Source organism: Amphritea sp. GJ51-11, from assembly GCF_055808735.1.
The window spans coordinates 3,870,772-3,888,537 of record NZ_CM147881.1; the positions used below are offsets into that span (position 1 = coordinate 3,870,772).

Annotated in this window: 14 protein-coding genes; 8 read left to right on the forward strand and 6 right to left on the reverse strand. The window is 44.2% G+C overall.

Features of this window, described 5'->3' with window-relative positions; genetic code table 11:
• Positions 1–134 precede the first annotated feature (134 nt).
• Both AC0L4K_RS17425 and AC0L4K_RS17430 read right to left on the reverse strand, forming a co-directional pair.
• Positions 135–1,049 (reverse strand): TIGR03571 family LLM class oxidoreductase, encoded by a 915-nt coding sequence (locus AC0L4K_RS17425; RefSeq protein ID WP_473267368.1) that lies wholly within the window; start codon positions 1,047–1,049, stop codon positions 135–137.
• 50 nt (positions 1,050–1,099) lie between these two features.
• Entirely contained in the window at positions 1,100–2,281 is a 1,182-nt protein-coding gene (locus tag AC0L4K_RS17430) for an MFS transporter (RefSeq protein WP_473267369.1), read from the reverse strand.
• A 91-nt stretch (positions 2,282–2,372) separates the two neighbouring features.
• Between AC0L4K_RS17430 and AC0L4K_RS17435 the strand changes: the two genes are divergently transcribed.
• Both AC0L4K_RS17435 and AC0L4K_RS17440 read left to right on the forward strand, forming a co-directional pair.
• Complete coding sequence (locus tag AC0L4K_RS17435; protein ID WP_473267370.1) at positions 2,373–3,260, forward strand: LysR family transcriptional regulator; 888 nt, start codon at positions 2,373–2,375, stop codon at positions 3,258–3,260.
• Between the two features lie 386 nt (positions 3,261–3,646).
• Positions 3,647–3,883, forward strand: a complete 237-nt coding sequence (locus AC0L4K_RS17440) for a helix-turn-helix domain-containing protein (protein ID WP_417227845.1) — start codon at positions 3,647–3,649, stop codon at positions 3,881–3,883.
• Positions 3,884–4,001: 118 nt separating this feature from the next.
• Here AC0L4K_RS17440 and AC0L4K_RS17445 read toward each other — a convergent pair whose 3' ends face one another.
• On the reverse strand, positions 4,002–4,958 hold the full coding sequence (locus AC0L4K_RS17445) for a choline ABC transporter substrate-binding protein (protein WP_473267371.1): 957 nt from the start codon (positions 4,956–4,958) through the stop codon (positions 4,002–4,004).
• A 105-nt stretch (positions 4,959–5,063) separates the two neighbouring features.
• Positions 5,064–6,587, reverse strand: a complete 1,524-nt coding sequence (gene betC, locus AC0L4K_RS17450; RefSeq protein WP_473267372.1) for a choline-sulfatase — start codon at positions 6,585–6,587, stop codon at positions 5,064–5,066.
• Between the two features lie 137 nt (positions 6,588–6,724).
• Between betC and AC0L4K_RS17455 the strand changes: the two genes are divergently transcribed.
• Entirely contained in the window at positions 6,725–7,651 is a 927-nt protein-coding gene (locus AC0L4K_RS17455; protein ID WP_473267373.1) for a choline sulfate utilization transcriptional regulator, read from the forward strand.
• Between the two features lie 249 nt (positions 7,652–7,900).
• Here the strand turns inward: AC0L4K_RS17455 and AC0L4K_RS17460 are convergent, their stop codons facing one another.
• Positions 7,901–8,806 (reverse strand): LysR family transcriptional regulator, encoded by a 906-nt coding sequence (locus AC0L4K_RS17460; RefSeq protein ID WP_473267374.1) that lies wholly within the window; start codon positions 8,804–8,806, stop codon positions 7,901–7,903.
• A 675-nt stretch (positions 8,807–9,481) separates the two neighbouring features.
• Between AC0L4K_RS17460 and AC0L4K_RS17465 the strand changes: the two genes are divergently transcribed.
• The 5 genes from AC0L4K_RS17465 (at position 9,482) to AC0L4K_RS17485 (ending at position 15,204) form a co-directional block, all read left to right on the forward strand.
• Positions 9,482–10,468, forward strand: a complete 987-nt coding sequence (locus tag AC0L4K_RS17465; protein WP_473269246.1) for an aminotransferase class V-fold PLP-dependent enzyme — start codon at positions 9,482–9,484, stop codon at positions 10,466–10,468.
• Positions 10,469–10,506: 38 nt separating this feature from the next.
• The gene (locus AC0L4K_RS17470) at positions 10,507–11,496 is read left to right on the forward strand and encodes a TAXI family TRAP transporter solute-binding subunit (RefSeq protein WP_473267375.1); all 990 of its coding nucleotides are present in this window, start codon (positions 10,507–10,509) and stop codon (positions 11,494–11,496) included.
• Between the two features lie 72 nt (positions 11,497–11,568).
• Positions 11,569–14,205: a TRAP transporter permease gene (locus AC0L4K_RS17475; protein WP_473269248.1), complete on the forward strand. Its 2,637-nt coding sequence runs from the start codon at positions 11,569–11,571 to the stop codon at positions 14,203–14,205.
• Positions 14,206–14,285: 80 nt separating this feature from the next.
• Positions 14,286–14,717, forward strand: coding sequence for a universal stress protein (locus AC0L4K_RS17480; RefSeq protein WP_473267376.1), 432 nt, complete (start codon positions 14,286–14,288; stop codon positions 14,715–14,717).
• A gap of 130 nt (positions 14,718–14,847) precedes the next feature.
• The gene (locus AC0L4K_RS17485; protein ID WP_417227832.1) at positions 14,848–15,204 is read left to right on the forward strand and encodes a cupin domain-containing protein; all 357 of its coding nucleotides are present in this window, start codon (positions 14,848–14,850) and stop codon (positions 15,202–15,204) included.
• A gap of 401 nt (positions 15,205–15,605) precedes the next feature.
• On the opposite strand, the gene AC0L4K_RS17490 is transcribed toward AC0L4K_RS17485, so the two are convergent.
• Positions 15,606–17,627 carry a hypothetical protein gene (locus AC0L4K_RS17490; RefSeq protein ID WP_473267377.1) on the reverse strand — a complete coding sequence of 674 codons (2,022 nt, stop codon included), beginning with the start codon at positions 17,625–17,627 and terminating at the stop codon, positions 15,606–15,608.
• Between the last annotated feature and the right edge of the window lie 139 nt (positions 17,628–17,766).

The window sequence follows — 17,766 nt, forward strand, 5'->3', positions numbered from 1 at the left end:
GCGCCTGACCTATTGATTTAAATCGCCGCATACCACGTTCTCTTACCCTAACGGTGACGTTTGTACTTGGACAGAGGTGCATTCACCTCTAGATTATCTCGTAGTTCGAGTTAACCTGTCAGCACCGTTCTATTTTAAGTATGAAACAGCGGCAATACTGATTTACCGATCTGTTCAAAGGTTTCCTCCAGCAGTCGCTGGTTGCGACGGAAATGTAATCCAATATGATCCACCCCCGCTGCTTTCATGGATTCCAGTTCTTGAATCAACCCTTTCACACCGGTACTGACACCAAAACGATGGCGTCTAATCGGTGCGTCCGGGTTATCCACAAGATCAAGATGAATAAAGCTGATATAAGGTTTGTCTCCGGCAACGTCGCGCCATAACCCAACGCGTTTAACATGGTCCTCTGGGGCGCCCGGATAGGCCAACCAGCCCTGCATGTTATCCCCAACCCAAGCGGGATTTTGCTGAGCTAAACCGGCAACCAGTAAAGGAGGCTGCGGTGCATCCGGTAATACCTGCATACCACTGGCCAATTTGTTGTCCTGTTCCCCGCGCAGAATCTCTACAGCCTGGCGGAAGCTTTCACCCCGACTATGAAAATCAACGCCGAAAACCGGATATTCACTAGGACGGTCACCACTGGCAACCCCCAACAACAAACGCTGATTACTTAACGTTTGTACCGTTGCGGCGGCCTTACGCACCAGCCATGGATTACGCAATGGCAGTACCACAGCCGCAGTTCCCAGTAGAATATTTTGGGTATGGGACGCTAAATAACCCAGATAAGTAAAGGTTTCGAATATTTGTGCAGCATCACCAAAATCAGGGTCATACAAGGGTACATCACGCACCCAAGCCGCGCGGAATCCAAGATCATCAGCCTGTTTAATCAACTCCGCATGGTGTTGCATATCCGGAACACCAAAGGGACGTCCATCGCGCTTTCGATTAGCATCGCCGCTTGTTGACCAGTCATTATCTAGAGGCAGTTCCACTCCGATGGAAAAGCCGCCCTTAGTCAGTTTTTCAATATTCATTTAAACAACTCCCGAGCGAAGCTAGGCTTCGCCCTTGTACTCTCATATCTTCAGATGGTCTTGGTCTGCAGCTGGTCACGCTTGTCGAGAAAACCGGACAATCGAGTAAGCACGAGTGCCAATGCAACGATCAGCGCTCCAATCCAAGCGGTATCCATCAGCGTCATTCTTTCGATAACAACCCCTCCGAGGATTGAACCCAATGCAATACCGACATTGAACGCTGCGATATTCAGCCCCGAGGCCACATCAACTGCCTGCGGGGTGTACTTCTCTGCCAACTGAACTACATACACTTGCAAGCCAGGTACATTGCCGAAGGCAAAGGCTCCCCAGATTAAAATGGTGATAACCGCAGCAATCTGATTTCCGGCGGTAAAGGTAAACGCTAACAGTACAAGTGCTAGTGCAGTAAAGATTATATGTAATGCCTTAATCGGTCCCATACGATCCGCCATACGACCACCCCAAATATTACCAACGGCAACCGATACACCGTAGACCAGCATGATTAGGCCTATAGCACCCGATTCAAAGCCAGATACCTGTTCCAAAATCGGAGCAAGAAAAGTGAAAGCGGTAAAAGTGCCACCGTAACCAACCGCAGTCATGGCATAGACCAGCAGCAGGCGCGGTTGAGTCAATACGCTTAGCTGCTGGGCAATACGTGCTGGTGGTGCCTGCTTGAGATTCTTTGGCACAAGCAATGCACTACCGATCAGCGCAATTAACCCCAGAGCAGCCACAACCATAAAGGTCGCACGCCAGCCGAAGTTCTGACCAATCCAGGTCCCCAAAGGCACACCCGTGACCAACGCGACCGTCAAGCCAGTAAACATGATAGCGATAGCACTGGCCTCTTTTTCACGTGGTACCAAACTAGTTGCGATGGTTGATCCAATTGAGAAAAACACCCCATGGGCCAAGCCGGTCAAGATACGCGCAGTAATCAGTGAGCTGTAGGTAGGCGCCATCCAAGCCAGCAAGTTACCGACTACGAACAATGACATGACCGCCAACAACACACTTTTACGCTGCCAACGCCCAGTCAAAGCGGTGAGGACAGGTGCCCCAATAGCAACGCCCAATGCATAAAGACTAACTAGCAGCCCCGCAGAAGGCAGGGAAACGCCCAGATCTTGGGCGATAGTAGGTACCAGACCAACAATCACGAACTCGGTGGTACCGATTGCAAATGCGCTGAGTGTCAGCGCAAAAAGAGCAATAGGCATTTAAATCTCCTTGTATGTTTTAGTTGCTGCGGAGTATGCCTACTGCTATCTTTTACAGAAACAGCATTAGTAGCAAAATACCTTTGCATATATGACAATAATATCCCGTACTGAAGATCTTGAGATCCTGCTAACCGTGATTGATAGCGGCAGCTTCTCAGCCGCCGCACGCATCCTAGATATTCAAGTTGCCAAGGTGTCGCGCGCTGTCAGCCGACTAGAAAAGGATTTAGACTGCACGTTGCTGAATCGCACCACCCGCAAGCTGGAACTCACCGAAGAAGGCCGTATTTTTACCGAGCAGATCAGAAACGGACTACATCAGCTAGCAGAAGCGGAAGAAAAGATCAGAACTTTAAAAGGTATACCGGCAGGTCGGCTCAGAGTGGACGCAGCTACTCCCTTTATCCTGCACCAGTTGGTTCCACTGGTACCGGGTTTTTGTGAGAGCTATCCAAAGATTGAATTAGAACTCGTTACCAATGAAAACATCATTGATCTGATTGAGCGCAAGACGGATCTGGCCATTCGCATTGGCACCCTGCAGGATTCAAACTTGCATGCCCGCTTTCTCGGACGCAGCCCTCTGCATATCGTCGCTTCGCCTTCATATCTTGCTCAACAAGGCACACCGGAAACCCCCGAAGCGCTAGAGCAGCATCAGATCATCGGTTTTGCCGATGCGCCCCATCTGAATCGCTGGCCTCTGACCCGTCATGTTGCATTGCCCACAACCCTAAGCAGTAGCAGCGGTGAAACCATTCGCCAACTTTGCTTGGCCGGACAAGGCTTGGCACTGCTATCTGAGTTTATGATCTGTGAAGACTTAGCCAACGGACAGTTGGTTAAAGTGCTAGATAACCATATCACTAGCCCAAATAACCGCGAGTTGGTACATGCGGTCTACTACCGTAACACCACCCTTTCCAGCCGCATTACTGCTTTTCTGGACTATATCCACCCTCGAATGCAGTTGTAAGGCAGTGAAACCAAGCAGGCTTGCCTCGCAGAGATAGAATCACTGGGGCTTTGAACATAGGAAAGCCCTCCACCAGCTTGATTGCAGAAGGTTAAGTCATCTACCCCTCGCGAAACAGTTTGTTTTACATCAACACCGTGTACACATGTATGATGTAGATATACATCGACAGCCGTGTTAAATAACATCATATAAATGTTAAAAAGTCGGCGCAGTTCAACAACTTCTCTTTAGTGTCGCCTGCTCACAAATACTCATCTCTACCGCAAAAAAAAACAGAATGTAGTGGCCCAATAAACTTGGCCACCTAATTCGAGGTGATAGACTCATCTTCATGGATGGGCTTACCGGACGCTTACCCTTTTTTGAGGCGCTGATTTAAGACGCTGGCACAACAGTTCAATATCAGTTCGCAAACACTACGGCGCAAACTTAAACGCGAGGACTGTTCTTATCCACAGATTAAAAATGAGATCAGGCGGAATCTTGCCCTTGAAAAACTGCTTATCCAAAAACTGAGCATATCAGAGATCGTACACACATTAGGTTATAGTGAATCACGCTCTTGTACCCCGGCATTCAAAGTGTGGACGAGGCGAACGCCAACCAATTACCTGCTATGAAATGTGAATAGACCAACGAACTAAACACATCAGGAAATGAAAGTGCATAACGGTGTTCGGTCTAGGCATTCGGGGGCAGTCATGAACCACTGTCGACGATGCGACAGTGGCTGAACAACTATAGTCCTAAATGCTTCTGAACCGCGCTCAAACCGTTTTCGCCATCCATGGTAGTAACCCCTGTTAACCAAGCATTCAGTACGCTGGGGTTCTGCTTAATGTATTTTTGTGCGGCGTCAGTAGGCGACTGTCCATCATTCATGATGAATCCCATCATCTGATTCTCCATTGCCAGAGTAAACTTCAGATTCGTTAGCAGCTTACCTACATTACCGCATTCCTCCCGATAACCTTTACGCGTCACCGTCTGAATGGTAGCTCCGCCGAAATTGGCACCAAAATATTTATCACCACCGGTCAGATAGACTATATCAAAATTAGAATTCATCGGATGAGGCTCCCACCCTAGGAACACGATGAACTGTTGGCGCTTGATCTCACGTTTAACTTGGCTCATAACGCCCTGCTCGCCGGATTCAACCAGACGCCACTTGTGCAGACCAAAATCACCACTATCGATCATATTTTGTAATAACTGATTAGCCGGCGCACCGGCCTCAATGCCGTAAATACGTTGACGAAACTTTTCGCTAAACTTAGCTAGATCAGCAAAGTCTTTTACCCCAGCATCATATGTATAACGGGATACCGCCAGCGTAAATTTAGCACCAACCAGATTTTCACCAACAATATCTATATCACCCGGTATTGCGTACTTCTCGATAAACTTTTGTTGCGCAGGCATCCAGTTACCCAGAAACACGTCGATCTCGTTACTTTTTAGCCCCTCAAAGCCGATCGGCACCGCCAAGGTATTCACCTCAGTGCGATAACCCAACCCCTCTAACACCGTGCTAGCCAGAGCGTTTGTAGAACTAATATCAGTCCAGCCGGGGCCAGTGAATCGCACCGTTTCACATTGTGCAGGTTCTGCGGCTACGACATGGCCCGTCGACAAGCAGCTTGCAAGAACGATAGCACTAACTCGTTTGTTCACTTTGGAATATGTAAACATAGAACATTCCTTTCATTTTTATTGAGTCTCTTAAGGGCCGGCATCAATTACACCGTAGGTTTAAGCTGAACTCGCGCAAGCCTTTCCCTCTTTCGTTACACGTTGTTAATCGCTGACCTGAGGAAAACGCGCACGTTTTTCAAGATCATCTAGGTCAACGTTATTGCGCATGTACATCGTGCTGGCATCAAAAATTGGCTGATAATCCCACTTAGGCTCTTTACCCTGCTTATGGGCAGCCGCGATCAGGCGACGGCGCTTCTGGCTGATAATGACATCGCGAGTAATAGCATCAGAATCCCAACGCGCCTCGGCCTCTTCTCTGAACGCATTCAGCAACGCTACATGCGTTGAGGTGTCTGCCAGATTAACGCGTTCCTGAGGGTCTTCTTTCAGGTTAAAAAGCTGATCAGGGTCCGCCTGGCTACAAATAAACTTATAATCACCGCGCCGAATCATAAACATCGGTGCAATAACACCTTCACCCATATATTCACCTATCACCTCATCGTGACCTTCACCACCGGTAAGGTGCGGCATTAAACTACGGCCATCAATTGGCATCGCATAATCTGGAGCATTCCCCTTATTAGCAAGTTCAGCAAAGGTTGGTAGTAAATCCATAGTGGAAACAGAAGCTTCAACACGCTTAGCATCAAAGTGTTTAGGCGCACAAACCAACATAGGTACGCGAGCAGACCATTCGAAATAACTCATCTTGTACCATAGGCCTCTCTCTCCGAGCATATCCCCATGATCGCCAGAAAAAACTATGATGGTATTATCAATAAGCTTGGTATCCTCCAACGCTTTCATCAACTTACCGATCTGATCATCGACGTAGCTGATCGCCCCATAATAGGCACGACGGGCGTTACGAATTTGTTGATCACTGACATTATTACGGTCCATCTGGTAAACGTGTAATAAACGTTTAGAGTGCGGATCCTGCTCTTCTGGAAGTAGCTCAAAGGACGGTAGTTCAATCTCTTCATTCGTATAGCGATCCCAGTATTCCTGTGGAATCGCATAAGGATCATGAGGGTGTGTCATAGACACGGTAAGGCAGAAAGGACGCTTATCAGGCCCTCGGACATGATCGAACAGATAGCGTTCGGCGTGAAAAACGACTTCATCATCGAAGTCCAACTGGTTTGTGCGAAGGGTCGGCCCAGCCTGAGTGACCGATGACATATTGTGATACCAAGTTGGGCGATTTTCAAAATCGTCCCAATTTGGAAACCAACCATAGTCGGCCGGATAGATATCCGTGGTAAGACGATCTTCAAAACCGTGCAACTGATCTGGGCCACAGAAGTGCATCTTGCCGGAAAGCGCCGTGCGGTATCCAGAAGAGCGCAAATAGTGTGCGAAAGTAGGAATATCGGCAGGAAACTCCGCTGCGTTATCGTATGCACCGATCTTACTCGGTAGTTGCCCACTCATCAGGACGTAACGACTAGGTGCACACAATGGGCTGTTACAATACGCAGAATCAAACACAACCCCCTTTTCAGCTAATGCATCAAGATTAGGTGTTTTTGCCGTTTTTCCGCCATACATTGACAGAGCTGGGGCCGCCAACTGGTCCGCCATGATAAATAAAATATTTGGTTGATCCTGACTCATACCTTTTAAACCCCGTATACAGTGTGTCGATAGCTTTTTAATTTACGATCAGTTTTCATGTTGATGAGTTAGATTTTTAACAGAAAAAAAGATACTGTAAACGGGTTGAAATTTAATAATAAATATAAGTTGTACTTATGTTATTTTCAGAACGTTTACCATCAGCTCAGAGCTTACTCATCTTTGAGGCCGCCGCTCGCCACAAGAGTTTTACTGGGGCCGCACACGAGTTAAAGTCCACTCAATCAGCCGTTAGCCAACAAATAAAAGGGCTTGAGACCCGTTTAGGCCTCACACTATTTCGTCGCATCTATCGAGGTGTCGCGTTAACTGAAGAAGGAATCCAGCTATATAACGCAGTTCAGGAAGGCTTTCAGACGATAGTTACCTGTCTGGAAAAACTGCAAAAAACTCGTTTACATCAAGTAATAAATGTCGCAACTGATTTTGCTTTTGCCGCATTTTGGCTATTGCCTCGGCTGCCTCGTTTCAGGGAATTACACCCGACAATAGATGTACGAATCATTACATCTCAAGGGCAGTACGACTTTACAGGGCAGAATGTCGACGTTGCAATTGTCTTTGATGGACCTCAACCAGTACAGCCATATTCATTTAAGCTCTTCAATGAAGAAGTATTCCCCATCTGCAGCCCATCATTTCTGCAAGATAATAGCCCCGTTGCTAGTCATAAAAAGCTAGCATCCATGCCTTTACTAAAGCTGAAAAGCGATGCTGATCAGCAATGGCTTGACTGGCACAGCTATTTTCAGAAGCGGCGCAGCCAGATCGTTCCGGGGGAGCCAGTCCTGACCTTTAATAACTACACCTTACTTATACAAGCAGCCATTGCCGGCCAAGGGTTGGGGTTAGGATGGGGCACGCTAGTCGATGATCTAATTGCAAGAAAAGTTCTGGTTGGATTGAGAGAATTTAGCCTGAGCTCTGAAAGTGGCTACTATGTCATCGAGCCTAAACCGGGGGAGCAGTTGAATGCTAAACAGCACTTTCTTGATTGGTTGCTGACAGAAAAGCCTGAGAGAATAAAAAGCGAGCTAGATTAAGCGGCGCAACAAGGCAAAGTTTAATCGTCCAAAATCAAAAACCATCTAGTGAAATAGAACAGGTCCACTTTTCGTAGCCGTTAATCACTTATGGCGCATAACGAATCTAGTTACAGTGCCCACTACTCATCCCCTCTCTATCAGAGAACCGTCAAATCAAAAACGCTCCCTATTGGATAATCAAGGAGTACGCGCAGCGTTAGTTATGATAAAAATAAGGACGCCCTAATAGAAAAGAAGCATAAATAGCTAAAAACCATTTAACAGAAATCGACTGAAATCGCAGGCCTTCTTAGCGTAATCGGCTACGTCCGTGTAGAGCCGTGAGTCACGATCAGCACGATAAATTGCAGCATATCGAACCTGAGGGAGTTTAGGGTGGATGTCTAAGGTTCGAAGCTGCCCTTGCTCAATTAATGAGTTCATGGCCTTTAATGGTAAATAGGTAATACCGAAACCGGATAATGTCAGACCAAGCTGTGCAACTAGATTACTGCTAATTAATGCCTGGCTGGCTTGTACTTTATTTTGTGAAAACCACCGATCGTAGATAAGTCCTGTACCAGACCGCGCACCCTGCATAAGCACGTTAAACTGAGCAATATCTTGCAACGCTATTGGCGCCTGAATATCAGTGTAATCAGGTGTACACATCCAAGCATTTTCTACGGATCCGAGTGGTTGCACCTTAAAACGTGCATCCTCATGAATATCAGGGACAATAATAAAGTCTAGTGAATCATCGCTCATCTTATCGAACAACACAGAACTCAGTTCAACTTGCGGCTCAAGAATTAAGCGTGGATAGTTCTCTTCTATCAATTTTACCAGTTTTGGTAACCACGTTAGTGCTGTCAATTCCGTAACACCAATCCGGAAACGCTTATGCAGTACTTGCGGATTAGCCATACGCTCAAGCATTTCGTCTCGCATCTCAATTAGATCTTTTGCCATCAGCAATAGCTCACTACCTTTTTCTGTAAGCCTGGCATTGCGGCGGGAACGATCAAATACTGACATACCGAACGTCGCTTCTAACTCATTGATTCTTTTTGAAATTGCAGACTGCGTCGTATGTAGTTTTTCAGCGGCTGCTGCGAAATTACCCAACTCTGATATCCAGAAGAGCGCTTCAATTTGTTTGAATGTAATCATTATCCGATCGCCTTTTTCTCTAAAAACCCCACTGCGCAACGAGGATCAAGACACTGAATATTTTGGTATATGTCTCAATATTATGGAATCTAGCTATAAGTAGCAGTTCTTTTCCCTAAAGAGATGCTTAAGGATAAATATATATCACTTTTTTCGATGATTAGTCTAAGGCTAATTGTAAGGGTTATGGGTAAAGGTGATATTACAAAACCAATATATGAAAAAAAGACTCAAAAAATATTCTAACTATTCGCTTTTTTTATGCATTAGCTTTTTTAGACTGATTACCAAGGTTATACAGCATTCGGAAAATCTCAGTTGAGTACTTGCTTTATATCCACCATATCAGTCAGCAGGGTTTATCCATGAAAAACGTCCACTCGAAAACTAATGAAGAACTTTATACCTCTCCGTTAAACGCCGACCTGCTAGAGCAGGTTCGTTCCCAATTCCATTATGTTGATCATTGCCCTTATGCCGGTAAACGAGTCTATTTTGAAAGCGCGGGCGGCTCCTTAACCTTGAAGTCTGTCATTAAACGTACGGCTGAGATAGGAGCAGTACCGGATAATGAGCACCGGAACAATGCAGCCTCAAAAGCGATGAGTACTACGGTTGAGGAGGGGCTAGATAACCTTAGAATGCTTTTTGGTGCAAAAAGCGGCGTCGTCTTTGGTGGGGAAACGGGTACAGAGTGTCTATTCCGGTTGGTACAGAAGTGCAGCAATTGCCGCTGCCGCTGGAGGTTCCATTCTATCCAGTCCGGTCGAGCACCCTTCAACTTATAGTGCGACACAGCTCTGGGCCGAGAATACTTCACGAGAATGGATTGAGGTCCCGTTTGATACACAAACCGGTGTTGTCAGTGCCCAAGACTACGCCTCTTGTGTAAGACCCGATACTCGTGTTGCCACAGTTATCCACACTAACCCGGTAACAGGAGTGGTAATGGATGTTAAGTCTATCATTGAGGCGATTCGAGCCACGGCCCCTGAGTGTTTTGTGATCGTTGATGGTATACAGCATGCTCCCCATGGCTATCTAGATGTGGAAGATTACAACGCTGATGCTTACGTCATATCGCTATACAAAGTGTACTCCAAATTTAATAACGGATATGCGTGGCTCTCCGATCGAATGAGCCACATTCCTCATGATCGGCTGATAGGCAAACCAGATAATGTCTGGGAGCTTGGTAGTCGTGACCCGTCTGCTTTAGCGGCTATTACAGAGGTCGTTAAATATCTATCTTGGTTAGGCAAACAGTTTACCCAATCAACAAATACAAGAGATCAACTTCGTGCTGCGGGTAAAGCAATGCTCCAGCATGAGCATGTACTTATTTCGACGCTTCTGCACGGCAATAAAAAGCACAAAGGTCTTTTAAATATAGAAGGCGTGACGGTCGTTGGCACCACCGATATTAATCAACGTGAAGGGGTTGTTTCATTTGGTGTCGAGGGCTGGGACGCTGTCAATCTTGTCTCCGCACTGGATAAGTATGGGATACGTATCCACGCACGATCAAATGATCTCTACTCCGGAAATATTCTGCGGCCCCTAGGCCTAGAATCTGTAGCTCGATTTTCCATGGCTCACTATAACACCGAAGAGGAGGTAGAGTTTTTTCTAGCACAGCTTCTAGAAATTATAAAAAAATAAAAACACATCTTTTTTTGTTAATAATAAGGATAAATTTCATGACTACAATAAATAAACTTTCAAAACTAATCATCTCAACCGCTATTAGTTTAACCGCCGCTCTCAGCACTACGACAGCCAACGCTGAGCAGAACTACATGACTATTGGTACGGGTGGTCAGACAGGCGTCTACTATGTTGTTGGTCAATCAATGTGTCGCTTGGTTAACCGAGGCACTGAAGATCATGGAATCAAATGCACAGCTCCATCAACTGGAGGGTCGGTTGCAAATATAAATGCTATCCGTCAAGGCCAACTAGATATGGGGGTAGCCCAATCAGATTGGCAGTTTTATGCCCTTAACGGCACTAAGCATGACTCTTTCATTGAACAAGGAAAGTTCGAAGATCTACGCGCCTTATTCTCTATTCATAGCGAACCATTCACCGTAGTTGCTCGTGCAGACTCCGGTGTTGAAACGTTTGATGATCTGGTAGGCAAGCGAGTTAATCTGAATAACCCAGGATCGGGCACTCGCGGTACGATGGAAGTGATCATGGCGAAAAAAGGCTGGACCCGCGATTCTTTCAAGTTGGCGGCTGAGCTGAAATCATCTGAGCAGTCACAGGCGCTGTGTGATAACAAACTCGACGTCATATTATCAAATGTAGGTCACCCATCCGGTATCATCAAAGAAGCAACAACGTCTTGTGATACAAAACTGATTCCAGTGACGGGGCCGATCATCGATAAACTAATCGCTGAAAATGACTTCTACGCTCCAGCCATAATTAAGAGCGGTCTTTACAGAGGAAATGATGACGATATACAGACCTTTGGCAACGCTGCAACAATGGTTTCTTCAGCAAAGGTTGATCCCGATACTGTTTACCAGATAGTTAAAGCGGTCTTCGATAATTTTGATAAGTTCAAACGCCTTCACCCTGCGTTTGCCAACTTAGATCAGAAGCAAATGATAACAAACGGTTTGTCTGCACCTTTACATGAAGGCGCAATTCGTTACTACAAAGAACAAGGCTGGATGTAATTTATAACTAGCCAAAGAAGGGGTTCCGCACCCCTTTTTTCTTGTTCCTGATTCCAACGCTGGGAGATGAATATGACGAATTTGAACAAGCAAAACAGTAATATGCAAACAGCCATTGATGAAACAGAACTGCAAGAAATGGTGGCCGCTAATGATACCGGCGCACGTGTTCCGCACGGCTGGCAGGGTAAAATTCTGTTAGGAACCGCGCTGGCGTGGTCTCTTTTCCAGTTATGGATAGCATCACCACTTTCCTTTTATGATTGGCCATTGATTGGTAGTTTTGGTATTTTCAACGACACAGAAGTCCGTGCCATTCACTTAGGCTTTGCAATATTTTTAGCCTTTACAGCCTACCCGGCCTTCACCCGCTCGCCACATCACCGCGTACCACTCAACGATATGATACTCAGCCTTGTGGCTGCTTTTTGTGCTTCCTATATCTTTCTGTTTTATGACCAGCTCGTTAGCCGCCCAGGCCTTCCGAATACACAAGATTTAGTAATCTCTGTCGCTGGACTTATCTTATTACTCGAAGCTGCACGCAGAACGCTGGGACCACCATTAATGATGGTGGCTGTTGTGTTCTTAACCTATTCGCTAGCCGGCCCTTATATGCCGGATATCATTGCTCACAAAGGCGTAACGCTTAAAGAACTTATCAACCACCAATGGCTAACCACTGAAGGCGTTTTTGGTATTGCACTCGGTGTGTCTTCTGGTTTTGTATTTCTGTTTGTTTTGTTTGGCGCACTGTTGGATAAGGCGGGTGCCGGTAACTATTTTATACAGGTAGCATTTTCCTTATTAGGACACATGCGTGGTGGCCCAGCCAAAGCGGCGGTCGTTGCTTCAGGTCTTACTGGTCTTATATCAGGTTCATCCATTGCCAATGTGGTAACCACCGGCACGTTCACCGTTCCGATGATGAAACGTGTTGGATTTTCTGCTGAAAAAGCCGGCGCAGTAGAGGTTGCTTCATCTGTTAACGGACAGATTATGCCTCCGGTCATGGGTGCCGCTGCATTTTTGATGGTTGAGTATGTAGGTATCTCTTATGTAGAGGTTATTACACATGCATTTTTGCCAGCACTCATTTCATATATCGCGCTGGTCTATATTGTGCATTTAGAAGCGCTAAAATTAGATATGCAGGGTCTACCTCGTCGCGGCGCGATCAAACCTTGGCACCTTCGCGTTATCGGCTTATTAACAGGCTTCATGGTAACGGCCGCCCTCGCCGCTGTCGTATATTATGGCATTGGCTGGATCAAACCAGTCTTTGGTGAAAATGCGGGATGGATAATCGCTGCATTATTAGCGATAACGTACCTTTACTTGATACGCTATGCCGCAAAAGTGCCCAGCCTGAAATTAGATAGCGCTGATTCGCCTATGATTGAGCTCCCAGAAGTGGGGCCGACGGTTAAGTCCGGTCTACATTTTCTACTCCCCGTGGTTGTGCTGGTATGGTGTTTGATGATTGAACGCTTGTCTCCAGGGCTATCTGCTTTCTGGGCAACGGTATTAATGATCCTTATACTCGTGACTCAACGACCTCTCATAGCTTACTTTCGTCAAGAAGGAGCGTTACTTGATCAACTAAGGAAAGGCGGTAACGAACTTGTTGATGGGCTGATCGTAGGGGCTCGCAACATGATTGGTATTGGTATCGCGACAGCAACGGCCGGTATCATTGTGGGAGCCGTATCACAAACCGGCGTTGGTTCTGTGTTAGCCGACTTGGTTGAGATTCTTTCGATGGGTAACTTGTTACTCATGTTGATACTGACCGCAATATTAAGCCTGATTCTCGGGATGGGATTACCCACTACCGCTAACTACATTGTGGTTTCAGCATTATTAGCACCCGTTGTTGTTACCCTAGGTCAAGAGTCTGGTTTAATCGTTCCGTTAATTGCGGTCCATTTGTTTGTGTTTTACTTCGGTATTATGGCGGATGTTACACCGCCAGTCGGCTTGGCCTCATTTGCTGCAGCAGCTGTTTCCGGTGGTGACCCGATTCGTACAGGCTTTGTTGCCTTTAACTACAGTATGCGCACCGCAGTTCTACCTTTCTTATTCATTTTCAACACCGATCTTTTGCTGATCAATGTGACATGGTCTCAAGGAATAATGATCTTTATTGTTGCCACAGCCGCCATGCTGATATTTACCGCAGCCACTCAAGGGTTCTTTCTTGTTCGCAGCCGTTGGTATGAGTCGATGGCGCTAATGCTAGTCGCATTTTCTCTTTTCCGCCCCGGCTTTTGGATGGACCAGATAATACCGCCTCATAAACAAATAGCGCCAACAGAACTTATTCAAGCGGCTAACTCGATGGTAGCAGGCACTGAATTACGGTTATGGGTTCAGGGTGAAGATGACGTGGGGGACAACCGTTTATTTATGGCTAGCATGGCATTAGGTAATGGAACAGATGGCGCAGCACGGATAGAGTCATCCGGATTAGCCTTGCTCACCAATAATGGCAAAACGGTAGTTGATTACGTCGGTTTTGATAGTCCTGCAGAAAAAGCTGGGCTGGTCTTTGACCAAGTCATTACTTCAGTGGATATACCCCAAGTACAGCCTGCTAAAGAGTGGATCTACATACCTGGATTAGCTTTATTTGCATTGATTTTTTTGCTTCAACGTCGCCGTAAAACAGCTAGAGTAGTGTTCTCCAATACAGTGAATGCTAACTAACGTTTAACCAACCTGACAGATAAGAAATCTGATAACCAGCTATCCACGCTAGGTTGTCAGGTTTGCAGGAGATATGAACGATGTTTAAAAAAGTACTCGTTCCCATTGATTTAAATGAACCCGAATTTGCAGAACATGCATTGAAGCTAGCACTACGTGAAGTAACAGAAAACGGATCTGAGCTACACATGCTCACCGTTGTGCCCGGCTTTACTAACTCATTTATCGCAGCCTATTTTAGTGAAAAAAATCACATCACCGCAGTTAAAGATATCGCCCGTAAATTACAGGATTATTCGCATAGAGTGATACCAGAAAGTGTCCATCCCGTCCTCCGTGTATACGAGGGCTCTACACCAGACACTATTATCAATTACATCACAGCTAAAGAGATTAATCTGGCGATTATGGCGGCTCATCATCGCCCAAAAATCGATGATTTTTTCTTGGGCTCGGTATCTGCCAGAGTGACAGAGCGGGCTAAGTGTTCGATCATATTACTTCGAGATTAAAGACAATCAAATGGACTATACAAGGTCTATCAACGTCGCATATACCCTTACTATTGTGCTTGAAATCTAGAGCGTATCAATGATGTGAGAAAGATAATCACCTTTAAGTTACTGCTATCCAGGATAAATAATGAAGATCATAAATACTGAAAATGCGGAGCGCTATAAATGGGGAATTAACTCCGTTGGCTGGCACTTGCTTAAATCTGATAGTTTAAGTGTAATCGAAGAGGAGGTGCCTCCAAATGAAAAAGAAGAGCGACATTATCATAACGAATCCCAACAGTTCTTCTATGTGCTTTCGGGCGTAGCCCATATAGAAATATCAGGCAATATTGTCGAGATCAATTCTGGTAGTGGTATTCACGTTCCAGCTCAAGAACCTCATCAATTAATGAATAATGGCACTGAGAGCTTACGTTTCTTGGTGATATCACAACCCAAAAGCCATGGAGATAGAATCAATGCAGAACCTGAATCTACCTAGATCCTTTCATCGAAGTCGACTCAATTTTTTCTGCAGCCTGATGTAGTCACAACAGACCACTTCTAACTGACCAATCCTGAGTAAACATCTCTTCGAAACACCGGATGAAGGTAAGCGTGGACTGCTCACACGTTGCCTGAAAATAAGTGAGATGCGAAGTTCCCATTTAAAAATAGATGGGAACGTAACATGCATAAACCCACACTACCGCCACGACGTCGATATGTAGTGGCACAATAAATTTAGCCACCTAATTAGAAGTGATAGACCCACCATTACCACTATCAATGATTCCAAGCTCAAGCGGAAAATACCGCCAAAATACTTAGTCCCGCTTTACGGGAATATAGAAGTTTATAACAGCTAACCTTCTGAAAAACCTATCATTTCCCGACTTAAGCTTATTTATTTTTTGTTTTTAACAAATATCTATAGGTACAGTCTGGAACTATTTTTCTTATTTTATTCATTTCGTTATCTCGAAGAAGTTTACGTACATGTGATGCACTAATAACAGAATCTTCAAAAGAAACTCTAGGAATTATATCTACTTCTATTTTATGTTTTGGCAATATTTCTTTCATTTGCTGATTGTACTGATTGGTTACTTTGCATATAGGCTCCTCTCCTAAAAATATAACAGATATATCCAAGGCCTTTGCTATATATTCACAAAAAAACCATGCCTCCATAGAAGCATCTGCAATAACATTAGGGGACTCTTCTTTAGAGTAATATTCTGGATAAGTAAATTGGGTGCAAATATAACGCCCTCCACGAAGCACAGTTACATTCGAAAGGTGTGCAAGCCCTTCTTGAACTAATTGCAATCGTACTCGAAAAGGGAAAAATGATAGATCTTCCTCTATGACAAAAACATACAAATGGTCTACATTACTTGCAGCGTATTCTAGTAGGTGAATATGTCCACTTGTTAGGGGATTACAATTTACAGCTACACTTCCAACTTTACCATCAACATTAATTTTTATATTCTTGATATAGTCAATATAATTTTTCACTTCGCCTTTTTCACATGTTTCAGAAGACTTTTTATATATAAGATATTTTATAAGTTCTATACTAGCGTTTGCAAGATCCAATTTCACACTTGGTTTAAAAGTATAATTTTCAAAATTATTTTCATCTTTTTGACTAAATAGATACTGGAAAATTTTATTCGCAATTACTTTATTACCATTCCATCCTGGGTGACAGTAATCAATGAATATTTCTCCATGAGAGTGCGGCCTGGATAGGTTACAGTGAAAGTTTTCAAGTTTTTCTAGCTGAGGAGGAATACTTTTAAGCTTTGGGTAACCAAATAGAACAATAATATCACCCTGAGATATCTTTTGCTGTAACAGGCTATTTATACAAATCAGAAGTGGGTGTCCAAGTAACCCATGATTTTCAACTTTATATGTATCAACTGAGCTATCTTCTAACAGTTTCTGCTGTAAGAAACTTGAAATAGTATGAGCATCTTCGCAACCAAAGCCAAAAACATCAGAGCCACCCAAAATTTTAATTTTGTTAGAAGCCTTTTCAAGGGAAGGGCTTGTTTTACGTAAATTTTTCTCTACATTAACAAATTTCGAGGTAAATGAAGCTGGTACAATTTTAGTCCCTTGAACAATATTAGATGGATTAGGAAGGATATTATGGATATAGTCGATAGAAAACTGAGGTAACTCTCCATACATCTCTATCATATGTGGTGGACAACTCCGCAACCATGGGAACCATGCGAAGTCTGGCTTAGGATCCCATATTTTTAGCGCCAATAATTCTTTTTCAGTTGAGCTCTTATTCTCAACCATAAACACGTTGTCCATACTTATATAAACAAAACGTCCACCGTGATCAGTAACGTATTGATTAGCAATTCCAATATATTCGTGAAAAAGACTTCCCATGAACACATTAGAAATCTTATATAAAAAATCTACATTATCTTGAACAGCATGCTTAATGAAAGACAATTCTGAAAAATCAACACTAGAGAAATATGGAAAAGCCTTTGTTCTAATTAGTCTTTCTATAAGTATAAAAGCATCATCAGAGTTTAACTTTTGCTGTGGATAATCCTCAAACCTTTGACAATATAGAAGTTCAACTTCCTCGAAGTTTTCAAGTGCAATTAAAGCTTCCATGCGACCTAAAAATCCATCGTTATTTTTGGGAATGTTATTTGACATTTCCTCATAAACACTAAGAGCCTCAAAGTAATCTCCTCTTTCCATAGATTTTTTCCCAAGCTGTAGATAGGGCCATGGATGATTCGGAAACTCTTTTTTAGCCGCTAATAGAAGTACCTCTGGAGTTTCATAAGAATGTGAAGGAAAGCCTTCAGGGGTCTCAGAATCAAAATATTTATTAAAATATGAAATGTAAGCAGAAATATCATAAAAATTGGACATAGGCATCTCAAAACTGTAGGCAATAGTTTGTCATTTCATTTTTAATAACTAAGATCTATTATAATTATCTCTAAAATTTCCAATAAAACAGGCCATAGTTTTTTAGTTATTCTAATATGACTTTTTACTAGTAGATTCA